Origin of the sequence: Paenibacillus sp. FSL R10-2778 (genome assembly GCF_038593035.1) — a bacterium.
Classification (GTDB): Bacteria; Bacillota; Bacilli; order Paenibacillales; family Paenibacillaceae; genus Paenibacillus_AQ; species Paenibacillus_AQ odorifer.
Genome location: NZ_CP151956.1, coordinates 4,533,348 through 4,545,153 on the forward strand (window position 1 = coordinate 4,533,348; position 11,806 = coordinate 4,545,153).

Consider the following 11,806-nt stretch of genomic DNA (forward strand, 5'->3'; position numbering starts at 1 on the left):
ATCAGTCTCTATACGGCAGTCAGAACTCCAAAAGTAGAAGCGAACGAGGTTTTGGGGATTCGATGATGGATGGCGGTTACTTTCGGACCCAGATGACGTTATTTGCGAAGATTTCGGCTTTGGAGCAAGGTTTCGGACCCCAGTGCAGTTATTCCCCCGAAAAGGCTGCTTTCGGGGTGTTTTTCAGGCTAATAACGGCTATGCGGTCCGTTAGGATTCCAAAAGTGAGATATGACGCGTCTAAGGGTCATCTGAGTCCGTTAGATGCTTCCGGGCGCGCAAACGTGATCGAAGAAAGTGTGGCTTAAAGGTGATGATAGCGGAAGTGAGCCAACTTTGAGAAATCGGTGAGGGAGAATAGATCAGCGAGGTTGGGGGTCTACGATGGAGAATGTCAGCGGGATTTGGAAAATCAGTGATAGCAGTAGCAAACGAAGTATGAGGATTCGTGGATAGAGGAAGCGAACGAGGTTTGGGAATTCGATGATGGAAGATGGTTACTTTCGGACCCAGATGACGTTATTTGCGAATATTTCGGCTTTGGAGCAAGGTTTCGGACTCCAGTGAAGTTATTCCCCTGAAAAGGCTGCTTTCGGGGTGTTTTTCAGGCCAATAGCGACTATGCGGTCCGTTAGAATTCCAAAAGTGGGATATGACGCGTCTAAGGGTCATCTGAGTCCGATAGATGCTTACGGGTGTGCAAATGTGATCGAAGAAAGTGTAGTTTTTTTTTGGGGGATAGCGGAGGTGACAAAAGTAGAGGGTTCTTGATGATGGAGGAAGCAAACGAAGTTTCAGGATTCGCGGATGGAGAAAACGAGCAACGTTTGGGGGACGATGATGGAGCAAAAAAAATGAGGTGCCCCAGCAGCCATTTTCGGCTTTTAGGACACCCATCCTTTCCGCTGTGCGCATAAAGCGCGGTATGGTGGACTGGTAAAAGCCCGGTTAAAGCCATCTCATAAATCTTTTTTTAGATAGTTTAATCTGATTACTTTCGGCCCATGCGGTTAGTTCTTTCATTCCCTTGTATTCTTCGTCAAGAAAACTAAAACATAATTTATAGGGAGGAAATTTGTGATCTACAGGTTTAATGCCTATTACGGGTATGAAATAGCCCTTTACATAAATATTATCAATTTGATTCGCTTGAATTTCTTTGTTTTCTACTATTATAGCGTCCGGATGAATTCGAACCTCAATGAACTTTCTAATCGTAATGATCCTATAGAGCAATATGATTACAACAATCAGACAGAAAGCCGACCATATATAACCAAAATAAAGTAATACATTATACTCCATATTATTTCTGGTATTTAACAATAGTATGCCACTTGAAAAAATCATAGAAAACAGAAGCGACATTAACGACGGACGACTCACCTTATAAGCACCTATATTTTCCATAACCCCCTCACTTTCTCAGACTATTATAGCTTACTATATTTCATAAATTATGGATATGGCACTTCTTTTTAATCCACAGGAATCTCAATGACCTTGTTATATTCCTTCATATAATGTATTCCTTCTATCAGAATACTTTCAGGTTTCGTTTGTGTATCAAATAATAAGGTGCGTTCCTTCATGAGTTTACCGTTCGTTTGTTCTGACTCTTTTTGATTAATTGTTGTTTTTAAAGCCGTGTTTTCGTCAGCATTTTCTATAGACACACCATCCAGCATTACATCCTCATCTGTAGCAATAGTTATTTCAATCCCTTGAGCGGTCTTGGTCACATCTTTAATCCATAATTCTTTATCCCCTAGTAGAATCGGCTCATTACTATCAGCATTTAGAGGATACTTCTCTTCCAGCTTCTGATATCCAACAAACTCTTTAACAACCAGCTGCAATGAATGTAATTCTTTTGGCAAGGTGTCATAACGAATATCAAATGATCTCCCACCCAGCGAGGTTTTATTGCTACTACCTAATATTTCTACAGGCTTTCCATTGGCAATTAATTGAATGCCTTCTAACCCTAATCTTATTCGATCGAAATTCTCGACATTCATACTCCCTTTAATCACAGTCATGGTGGGTGTGGCCGTGATCGACTTGAAGGTAATTGATCCTTTGTCGGCTTTGACCTTTTTATTAATCGACTGTTTGATCTGAGTCACCATCGCTTGATTTGGATTATAAGAAAACGTTATGCTCCCTTCACTCATCTGCCCTTTCTGTGGAGGTCCCCAGTAATGAAGTGTTAGTTTTTTCGAGAATGGGCTTACGCTATCAAATGTCATCGTGCCTTTTATTTCTGTATGTTCGTCGTTGATTAAAGATACGCCGCTTCTTATGTTGGAATTCGTGAGAAACCCTTCTATTTTTGAAGGACTAAAATGATCTCCCGTCTCCTCTAGTCCCTTAGGATTGTTTAACGTGTAATACACAATAAATTGATTGGCATCTGCCATAATTCCGTTAATCGTAAGTTCTGTTCCATCTGCTAACGTCGTCTTTTTGTCTATGCTTTGTCCCATTCCTTGTTCATTGAGTTGTTGTAAAGTTCCCTCTAACACCTCATCAAAACCAAATAACTTTTTTCCATAATAAGCGAAGGCATTATAACTGTTTCCAGAAACTATTATCACTAATATAATGACGGCTGCAATCTTCCAGAGGGGCGAGCTTTTTCTTTTTATTCTTTTTGGAGGTGCCGAGTCTAAAGCATTTCTTAATCTCATTTCTAAACCCTCAGGTGCAGTTATGGATTCTAAATTCCTCTTCTCATCCACTAATCGTTGTTCGACGTTATTGTTCATAAACATCACCTCTGTAATGATTTTTCAGCGTTTGTAATCCATTGTAGATCCTTGATTTAACAGTTCCGATCGAGACCTGTGTGATCTCAGCTATCGTTTGATAATCGAGATCATGAAAATACTTCAATTGAATTGCTTCTCTTTGCTGCTCGTTCACATGTAACAATAACGCCTGCATATCCATTTGCTGTTCACTTTTATGATAAGGATCGCCTGATGTAACATCGGCTTTTTCCTTCTCGTCAGTGATGCTCCAGTCCTCTAATAACACCAGCTTGCTTCGCTTATGAAGTTGCCTTTTACAGCCGTTTACCAAAATCGTCTTACTCCAGCTGTAAAAAGACTCCTCTTTCTTAAGTTGGTCAATCTTCTCGTATAACGTAACTATCATTTCCTCCATGGCATCCATAGCATCATGCGCATTTCCCATATAGCTGTACGCAAGCCTATAAAAAACATCCTTTTCATACATGATTAATTGCAGCAAAACTTCTTTATTTCCCTTTTTAGCTTTTTTCACCAATCGAACAACATCCATGCCTTCACCTCTCTCCCCTATATGAGTCAGGAGCACTGTAAAAAGTTCATCTTCATAAATTTTTTTTATATATCGTGAACTATTCAATCCACCTAAACTGTAATATTCAGGAAATTTTCACTCAGACATACCCAAATCTAGTTGATTTTAAACGCTTCAATGTAATAGAATGAACTAATCTAAAAAGAAAAGGATGGGCATAAGCAATGCCGTTTAAAGAACCTCGTACACTTAGTAAAAGATCCCTGCTATTCTTCTCTCTCATTATGCTTGTTAAAAGCTATTTTGCCTGGTATTTTCTATTTGAAGATGGCCCTACTTGGACCACTTGGCTTAAAGAAATCCCTTTTGTACTTCTAGTCTTTTGCTTGATTGAATGGTTCGCTACGAAACGAAAAATTGCAATTTACATGCTTGTCAATGTATTGATTACTACTCTATTTTTCTCATTAATTGTATATCATAATCATTTTGGCATCATTGCTACTTCGCAAGTATTAGATCAGGTCAAACAAGTGGGAGCCGTAAAGAAAAGTATATTTTCGGTCCTTCGTCCTCAATATATGCTTATCTTTGTGGATATCATTGTCATCAGCTTGGTGATGTTTAGAAAACAGAAAGCGCTGGATTGGAAAAAAGCCATGTCGCGCAAAAGTAACCGTAAAGCGGTGGCAGTCCTGTTCTGTATTTCCATCATCATTTGTGCAATGAATATTTTTCCAAACCGTGCCAGTATGAACGAAACGATTAAAGCGGAACAAATGGGCATTCTTAATTATGAAGCCTACTCTCTGCTAGCTGATCAAGAGGAAGAACAAATTGACGTTTCTGAGATTACGCAATCCACTATTGATAAAACTAAAGGAATTCAAGCTAGCTCTAATCCGGTTTTATTTGGAGCCGCCAAAGGAAAAAATCTAATCATTCTGCAAATGGAGTCTTTCCAGAACTTCTTAATCAATCTAAAGATTGATGGACAAGAAATCACACCAAATATGAACAAGCTTGCCGCCAGCAGCTTCTACTTCCCGCGTTTCTACCAGCAGGTTGGACAAGGCAACACTTCAGATGCAGAGTTTATTGTGAACACTTCTTTTTATGTACCCCCTGATGGTCCAGCTACCCAAATGTACGCTCCTAAAGAGCTTCCAAGCTTACCCAAGCTGCTGCAAGCACAAGGTTACGATACGGCAACATTCCATACGAACGAAGTCGACTTTTGGAACCGTGGTGAGCTTTATAGTGCTTTGGGATTCAATCGTTATTATGATAAAACTTACTTCGGGGAAGAAGACACTGTATTCTATGGCGCTTCTGATGAAGTTTTGTATGAAAAAACAGCTGCAGAGCTGGCAAGAATGGATCAGAATGAGCAACCTTTCTACTCCCATGTAATTTCGATGTCATCTCATAATCCGTTCTCCATCCCAGAGGATAAATACAAAATGACACTTCCAGAGCGATTCGAAGGAACGCTTGTTGGCGATTATATTCGGGCTCAGAATTATGCTGATTATGCGCTGGGACTTTTTATCGATGATCTCAAACAAAACGGTGTGTGGGATAACAGCTTGATCGTATTGTACGGGGATCATCGTGGACTGCCTATCTTCTCTCTAAAAGAGGATGATCATCTCCTACTGGAAGAGATTCTCGGCCATGAATATTCGGAACGTGAATTGATTAATATTCCGTTGATCATGTCAGCGACAGGGATTACAACTCCTAGTGTAAAAGAACAACTAGGCGGGCAAGTGGATATTTTACCTACCGTATCTAATTTATTGGGTGTCTCTCTTGCAGATCATATTCATTTCGGACAAGATCTCTTGAATCAATCAACTTATAACTTACTACCACAACGGTATTACTTGCCTACAGGATCTTTCGTAAATAACGAAGAGCTCTTCTTATCCGGCAGTGGCTTCGAGGATGGCCAGCATTATACTTTATCTGGTAACGGCAACCAACCTCTGCAATCCACAGAAGACGAATTCGAGCGTGCCTTACAGCTGCTCCATTTGTCAGACAGCTATGTTACACAGCTACCGGATAGAGTTATTGAAGAATAAGCTGCAATGTATAGCAAAAAAGACTGTGCTCACCAAATCGGTGAGCGCAGTCTTTTTCTATAATGATTATTATTTTGACTCTTTAACAACTAGTTTAAGCGGTGCCGCAATCAGCTTCTCTACGGTTTTGCCTTCTAATACATCCTTAGCGGCTTGAATGGCTAGTTGGCCAATTAATTCAGGCTGCTGCGCAACGGTTCCTGTTAATTTACCAGCTTCGATGGATTTAAGTGCATCTTCATTTCCATCAAAACCAATCACAGGGATATTCTTGCCTGAACTTTGAATCGCTTCAATAGCACCTAGCGCCATTTCATCATTATGAGCGAAAACTGCTTGTACGCCAGGATTTCCTTGTAGAAGGTTCTCCATAACGGTCAGGCCTTTCGTGCGGTCGAAATCAGCTGTTTGCTTAGCAATGACCTCTAGCTGGCTGTCCGCAATCTCATGGAATCCCTTACCGCGTTCCCGAGTCGCTGACGCTCCTGGGGATCCTTCTAACTCGATGACCTTTGCACCTTTCCCAAGCTGCTCTACAATATATTCTGCTGCCATAGAGCCACCCTTTACATTATCAGAGGCAACAAGAGCTTTGATATCCCCTTGATCTGCGGAACGGTCCAACGTAACGACGGGAATATTTAAACTGTTAGCTGTTTGCACTACCGTCGAGATCGCTGATGAATCCACTGGATTGATCAATAACGCATTCACACCTTTTTGCATCAAATCTTCGACGTCATTACTTTGTTTAGCAGAATCATTTTGGGCATCAATGACAAGGACTTCCAAGCCTTGCTTCTTAGCCTCGGCCAAAACACCATCTTTAACGGATACAAAGAAGGGGTTATTCAATGTAGATATGGATAATCCAATCTTCATATTCTCCAGGCTTCCACCACTGCTAGGCTTAGCCCACTCTGGAGGCTCCAAGGAACAACCTGTCATGAGAATTAATAGTAAGGAAGTAAGAATCAAAGTTAACTTTTTCATGTTGGAATCCCCCTTATACGGCTTTCTTACGGTCTATGAGTACGGCAATGGCAATAACGATCCCTTTGACCACCATTTGGTAAAAAGAGGATACGCCGAGCAAGTTCAATCCATTGTTCAAAATCCCGATAATCAGTGCACCAATCAATGTGCCCACGATACGTCCACGACCACCAGTTAAGCTCGTACCGCCTAATACTACAGCTGCGATAGCATCCAACTCATAAGATGTGCCTGCTGTGGGTTGCGCTGAGTTCAATCTGGAAGTCAGGATCGCTCCTGCCAATGCGGACAACATACCGGTCAATGAATAGATCATTATTTTAATGCGGTCGACTTTAATCCCTGAAATAATAGATGCTTTTTCATTACCACCAATGGCATAGGTTTTACGACCAAATGGAGTTTTGTGCAATACAACCCATAAGACTGCGAAGACGATGATCATTGTTATAGCAGGTACAGGTATTCCCAGTAAATATCCACGGCCAAACAATTGGAAGGTCATGCTGTCTCCGAGACCTGTGATCGGATTACCGTCTGTGTATACAAGTGTTAATCCCCGGAAAATCGTCATGGTCGCCAACGTAGCGATAAATGGCGCCATTTTACCTTTTGTAATCATCAGTCCGTTAACCATCCCCATCACGCCACCCGCTAAACAACCTACAATAATGGCTAAGACAGGATCCCAACCAGACAACATCAGGTTAGCTGTGAAGGCACTGGATAGGGCTAGAATAGAACCCACCGATAAATCGATACCACCCGTTAGAATAACAAAGGTCATCCCAAAAGCGATAAGCGCATTTATGGCAACTTGTCTAAGCAAGTTCAGGATATTAAGGGGCTCCATAAAGCTTGGGTTCAACACCGTAACGATAACAATTAGAATAATCAGCCCTAGTAATGGACCTAGCTTCTGTGTAATTTGCCCGATTTGAAAACCTTTATTTTCTCTCTCACCTTTGATAGTTGTCATTACTATTGCCCCCCTGTAGCTAACGTCATGATTTTTTCTTGCGTAGCTTCTTGTTGTGATAGCTCTCCACTAATTTCCCCTTCATGAACCACTACGATCCGGTCGCTCATTCCTAAGACTTCAGGAAGCTCTGACGATACCATGATAATGGCGACTCCACGCTCTGTTAATTCGTTCATGAGCTGATAGATCTCCCGTTTAGCTCCTACGTCCACTCCACGGGTAGGTTCATCGAGGATAAGCACACTTAAGCCGATCCCAATCCATTTGGCGATGACCACCTTTTGTTGATTCCCCCCGGATAAATTCCGGACTAAAGTGGAGGAAGACTGTGTCTTGATGTGCAGCCGCTTGATAAGTATGTCTACAAATTCTTGTTCTTTTTTATCATTGATTACACCCTTAGGAGCGAAGCTATATAAATTTGTAAGCACCATATTGTCTCGAATAGAGAAATCAAGCACTAACCCTTCATCTTTACGGTCCTCCGTAACGAATCCTATCCCCGCCTTCATCGCATCATTGGGATTTCGAATCGTGACCTTTTCTCCTCGCACCATAATCTCACCACGGTCTAACGATTCCAATCCGAATAAGGTTCTCATCATTTCTGTTCGTCCAGATCCCATTAATCCTGAGAAACCTAAGATCTCACCCGAACGAACGGAGAAATTAACATCTTTAAATTGCCCTTTTTTCGTGGCATTTTTAACTTCAAGAACAACCTCTCCGGGTTTGGAGGTACGCTCAGGAAACCGGTCGGTTAATTCACGCCCTACCATCTTCCGAACTACATCATCGAAGTTAGTCTCTGGAATGGGCTTCGTGTCTACTGTTTTCCCATCTCGCATGACCGTTATTCGGTCACATATCGTAAAAATCTCTTCCATCCGGTGCGAAATATACACGATGGAGACGCCTTCCTTTTTAAGGGAAGTTATGACTTCGAACAATTTCTGGATTTCCCGTTCGGTTAATGCCGCTGTCGGTTCGTCCATGACGATAACTTTTGCATGAGTCATAAGCGCTTTTGCAATCTCAATCATCTGTTTCTCCCCTACCGAACATTCCCCCGCCTCTTGATTTAAGGGAATCGTTACGGAGAGCTTACGAAACTGTTCATTTGCTAACGCTTTCATTTCTTTCATATTTAAGATCCCTAGTTTGGAGGTTCGTTCCTTACCAATAAACAGATTATCTAGAACTGTCATATCCGGCCACACATTCAACTCCTGATGGATAAAAGCGATCCCATAACGTTCAGCCTCTTTGGGATTGTTAAAGTATGTTTCCTGACCATCTATACTAATGGTTCCTTGATCACGCTGATGCAGTCCAATCAAAATGTTCATCAGAGTAGACTTTCCTGCGCCATTCTCTCCCATTAGGGCATGAACTTCACCATCCTTCAGCTCAAAATCCACACCCGTCAACACACGGTTAGCCCCAAAAGATTTATAAATATCCTTCATCGTAATGTGCATATGCTTTGAACCCCCTTTTTATCAAAAATAGACCCCGGCTTGTAAAATACAGTTTGCATACGGCTTAGCTTCCCCCGTACGAATGATGACCTTCGCATGCCGGGTTAACAATTTAAATTGTTCATGTGAAATCGCCTCTATAGGTATTTCCTTAAATTTGTCATTCAAGTATTCAGAAGTGCCTTTATTTTTTGCTGCTAATTCCTCTGCCACGATAACTTTCTCTATGACCATATCCTCTGATATGATTTCGACAATCTCTTGAAAGCTGGGAACTCCCAATTTAAGCGCTAAATCAATCTTTGGAACACCAGATGGAACGGGTAATCCAATATCAGCAATGACAATCGTATCGGTGTGGCCTAAGTCAGTAAGCACTTTGGAAACATGACTGTTTAAGATTCCTTGTTTTTTCATAATTAAAGACTCACCTCCACCTCTACTCTTGTTGGCATGCCACCTTGGGCACCAAATTTTGTGACGGATAAAGAAGCGGCGCGATTGGCAAACTTTACACTAGTTCGAATAGACTTGCCTTCGGCTAGAGCAACAGCAAATGCCGCATTAAAAGTATCTCCTGCTCCAGTGGTATCTATAGCATTCACTTTATAGGTGGGAACTAAAACTTCCTGTTTACCATCGTAATAACGCACACCATTGCTGCCCTCGGTTATAAATAACTTATTGGGGTATTTGCGTAAAGCTTCAGCAGTACTCATCTCAGGAAATAATATTGCACATTCATGTTCATTGGGAGTTAAATAGGTGGCATTGTTTATAATCGTTTCACTGATAGGCCGAGCAGGTGCTGGGTTAAGCAACATAGGCACATTGAATTTATAGCAAATCTCACTTACATAAGACACCGTCTCTTCCGGAATTTCTTGTTGGATTAATACCATGTCAGAGCCTTTAATATTATCAAGTGCCCGTTCAACCAATGCAGGAGTAACTAAATCATTGGCTCCTTTTACAACGATAATGCTGTTATCGCCTTCCGCTAAAATGATGTGAGCTGTTCCACTTTCGACATGTGTAACCGGTTCCACATTGGCGGTAAAAACGCGATTCTTTTTCAGATTATCCATGATAGCGGTACCATAGAAATCATCACCTACACAACCAACCATCGTAACTTCTGCTCCTAGTCGGGCAGCAGCGACGGCTTGGTTCGCACCCTTACCGCCCGGAACGGTGGAGAATTGTTCTCCAAGCACAGTCTCACCCGCGTGAGGCCGCTTATTCGAAGTCACTACTAAATCCATTGAACAGCTGCCAATTACACATATCTTAGCCATATTCATCAACCTTTCTCATGTTGTCATCTATTCTTTACTTCTTGTAGTTTCCCGCTCCACAAAGCTAACGGGTAGTTGAATAATCTTCTCTTCCACCTTATCTTGCTCAATTAGCTTAATAAGTAAACCCGCTGCTTCTCTACCCATATCATGTGCCGGCTGGCGAATGGTGGATAAAGCAGGTGACAACAAGCTGCTGAGCGGGATATCATCAAATCCGATGATTTGCAGATCCTGCGGCACTCTTTTACCTAAACGATGCGCTTCATGAATGACTGCCGTCGCCACAATATCATTACTGGCAATTACGCCATCCGTATCTATATATTTATCAAATAACTCCACTGCCCATTGTTCTGCTACTGTATGGGAGAAGGATGAAGTTTCGATCACATTATAGCTGATTCCCATTTCATTAAGGACTTCAATCGCCCCAAGAAATCGATCTTGTGCTGGTTTGATATGCGCCGGTCCTTGTATCACTGTAATTTTTTTGCTTCCCCGTGCGATAATCTCCTGTGCTGCAAGACGTCCGCCCTTTTTGCCATCTGCGTATACGGAAGGGCTATCATTAGAAGTACGGTCCAGAAATACGACCGGAATCTTCAAGTTAGAATAAACGTCACTCTCAGGGAAATTGGTTGACGATATCATGCCAATGACATTGTTTTGGATAAAGGTTTGAATATAATCCATCTCTTTGTCCTCGTTCTCATCACTATTGCCAAAGATGATCCGATAACCTTGCTCCTGCATCCGATCCTCTATCCCCCGCGCTAACTGCGGGAAGAACGGGTTAGTAATATCAGGCAAGAGCAGCCCGATTAATTTAGATTTCCGCTTGTATAATGATCTTGCAACCTCATTAGGGGTATAATTCATTTCTTTGATCGCTGCCTCAACCTTTTTGCGAGTATCGATATTCACATATCCAGATTCATTTATAACCCGTGAGACTGTTGCTACCGAAACTCCAGCTATTTTTGCGACATCTTTGATCGTCATCATTCTTTCATTCATCCCCCAATGTGTAACCGGTTACATGTATTACATAAATTAGATTATCACATAACCTTTTCATTTACAAATCTTTTTTTCGATCATAAAGCTAACAAAAGATACCAACTATATATCGATATCTTTTGTTATTTGAATTTATTTATCTGCAAAGCGATTTAATAATTTTATTGTATTGAAATGCATACCTTCATGGTAAAGTGTGAAATTTATGAATTCACCGATTGAATTTAAGGTTAATCCACTTCCTGTTGTAAGAGGGGTTACTTGCTCACTTAAGCGATTGTGAAAAGCTTCCTGGATCCGTTTGGGTTGCTCCGTAAGCATCTCAAGTAAAACTTCAAGCGTTGGCGGTTCCTCATTCCACTCGGCTGGTTTAGTCCCTTTCGCAAATAAGCGTTCAAAGCTTGCCGGCAATTACATAAGCTCCCTAGCAGAATGAAAGGCAAACTTCTCTTGCACCAAATAAATATGTCCCAAATTCCATCGGATATTGTTATTAAACCCTTCTGGAATGCTATTCAAAGTTCCCTCAGATAGTCCCTCGACAGCACGCACAGTAACACTACGCACAAACTTAATTTGTTTGAATACAATTTGATCCATTATGACCCCTCCTAATTTTTATCCATAGTTTACCATAAGATTATC

Annotated in this window: 12 protein-coding genes; 1 reads left to right on the top strand and 11 read right to left on the bottom strand. The window is 41.4% G+C overall.

The annotated features are described in order from the left end of the window. Window positions 1-948: 948 nt before the first annotated feature. From NST40_RS20505 to NST40_RS20515, 3 genes are all read right to left on the bottom strand, one after another. Window positions 949-1,410 carry a hypothetical protein gene (locus NST40_RS20505; protein ID WP_341003167.1) on the bottom strand — a complete coding sequence of 154 codons (462 nt, stop codon included), beginning with the start codon at window positions 1,408-1,410 and terminating at the stop codon, window positions 949-951. 68 nt (window positions 1,411-1,478) lie between these two features. Further along, window positions 1,479-2,771 (bottom strand): DUF4179 domain-containing protein, encoded by a 1,293-nt coding sequence (locus NST40_RS20510; protein ID WP_342409955.1) that lies wholly within the window; start codon window positions 2,769-2,771, stop codon window positions 1,479-1,481. Beyond that, on the bottom strand, window positions 2,761-3,309 hold the full coding sequence (locus NST40_RS20515; RefSeq protein ID WP_342409956.1) for a sigma-70 family RNA polymerase sigma factor: 549 nt from the start codon (window positions 3,307-3,309) through the stop codon (window positions 2,761-2,763). Before NST40_RS20515 ends, NST40_RS20510 begins: the two co-directional genes overlap by 11 nt. Window positions 3,310-3,515: 206 nt before the next feature. On the opposite strand from NST40_RS20515, the gene NST40_RS20520 reads away from it, so the two are divergent. After that, a complete protein-coding gene (locus tag NST40_RS20520) occupies window positions 3,516-5,381 on the top strand; it encodes an LTA synthase family protein (protein ID WP_342409957.1) in 1,866 nt (621 codons plus the stop codon). Between the two features lie 69 nt (window positions 5,382-5,450). Here NST40_RS20520 and rbsB read toward each other — a convergent pair whose 3' ends face one another. The 8 genes from rbsB to NST40_RS20560 form a co-directional block, all read right to left on the bottom strand. Beyond that, complete coding sequence (rbsB, locus tag NST40_RS20525; protein WP_339187698.1) at window positions 5,451-6,374, bottom strand: ribose ABC transporter substrate-binding protein RbsB; 924 nt, start codon at window positions 6,372-6,374, stop codon at window positions 5,451-5,453. Between the two features lie 13 nt (window positions 6,375-6,387). Beyond that, on the bottom strand, window positions 6,388-7,356 hold the full coding sequence (gene rbsC / locus NST40_RS20530) for a ribose ABC transporter permease (RefSeq protein ID WP_076127362.1): 969 nt from the start codon (window positions 7,354-7,356) through the stop codon (window positions 6,388-6,390). Window positions 7,357-7,358: 2 nt separating this feature from the next. Continuing rightward, entirely contained in the window at window positions 7,359-8,840 is a 1,482-nt protein-coding gene (locus NST40_RS20535; protein WP_076190602.1) for a sugar ABC transporter ATP-binding protein, read from the bottom strand. 21 nt (window positions 8,841-8,861) lie between these two features. After that, window positions 8,862-9,257, bottom strand: a complete 396-nt coding sequence (gene rbsD / locus NST40_RS20540) for a D-ribose pyranase (protein WP_342409958.1) — start codon at window positions 9,255-9,257, stop codon at window positions 8,862-8,864. Between the two features lie 2 nt (window positions 9,258-9,259). Further along, entirely contained in the window at window positions 9,260-10,138 is an 879-nt protein-coding gene (gene rbsK, locus NST40_RS20545) for a ribokinase (protein WP_076127398.1), read from the bottom strand. 27 nt (window positions 10,139-10,165) lie between these two features. After that, window positions 10,166-11,146: a LacI family DNA-binding transcriptional regulator gene (locus tag NST40_RS20550; RefSeq protein ID WP_076127368.1), complete on the bottom strand. Its 981-nt coding sequence runs from the start codon at window positions 11,144-11,146 to the stop codon at window positions 10,166-10,168. Between the two features lie 147 nt (window positions 11,147-11,293). Continuing rightward, window positions 11,294-11,572: a DinB family protein gene (locus NST40_RS20555; RefSeq protein ID WP_342409959.1), complete on the bottom strand. Its 279-nt coding sequence runs from the start codon at window positions 11,570-11,572 to the stop codon at window positions 11,294-11,296. Then, the gene (locus tag NST40_RS20560; protein ID WP_342409960.1) at window positions 11,573-11,761 is read right to left on the bottom strand and encodes a DinB family protein; all 189 of its coding nucleotides are present in this window, start codon (window positions 11,759-11,761) and stop codon (window positions 11,573-11,575) included. It lies immediately after the preceding gene. Window positions 11,762-11,806 lie beyond the last annotated feature (45 nt).

Bases quoted from the DNA above. Each gene is read 5' to 3' on its own strand.
- NST40_RS20505 (WP_341003167.1), bottom strand. From the start codon at position 1,410: ATGGAAAATATAGGTGCTTATAAGGTGAGTCGTCCGTCGTTAATGTCG.
- NST40_RS20510 (WP_342409955.1), bottom strand. From the start codon at position 2,771: ATGAACAATAACGTCGAACAACGATTAGTGGATGAGAAGAGGAATTTA.
- NST40_RS20515 (WP_342409956.1), bottom strand. From the start codon at position 3,309: ATGGATGTTGTTCGATTGGTGAAAAAAGCTAAAAAGGGAAATAAAGAA.
- NST40_RS20520 (WP_342409957.1), top strand. From the start codon at position 3,516: ATGCCGTTTAAAGAACCTCGTACACTTAGTAAAAGATCCCTGCTATTC.
- rbsB (WP_339187698.1), bottom strand. From the start codon at position 6,374: ATGAAAAAGTTAACTTTGATTCTTACTTCCTTACTATTAATTCTCATG.
- rbsC (WP_076127362.1), bottom strand. From the start codon at position 7,356: ATGACAACTATCAAAGGTGAGAGAGAAAATAAAGGTTTTCAAATCGGG.
- NST40_RS20535 (WP_076190602.1), bottom strand. From the start codon at position 8,840: ATGCACATTACGATGAAGGATATTTATAAATCTTTTGGGGCTAACCGT.
- rbsD (WP_342409958.1), bottom strand. From the start codon at position 9,257: ATGAAAAAACAAGGAATCTTAAACAGTCATGTTTCCAAAGTGCTTACT.
- rbsK (WP_076127398.1), bottom strand. From the start codon at position 10,138: ATGGCTAAGATATGTGTAATTGGCAGCTGTTCAATGGATTTAGTAGTG.
- NST40_RS20550 (WP_076127368.1), bottom strand. From the start codon at position 11,146: ATGATGACGATCAAAGATGTCGCAAAAATAGCTGGAGTTTCGGTAGCA.
- NST40_RS20560 (WP_342409960.1), bottom strand. From the start codon at position 11,761: ATGGATCAAATTGTATTCAAACAAATTAAGTTTGTGCGTAGTGTTACT.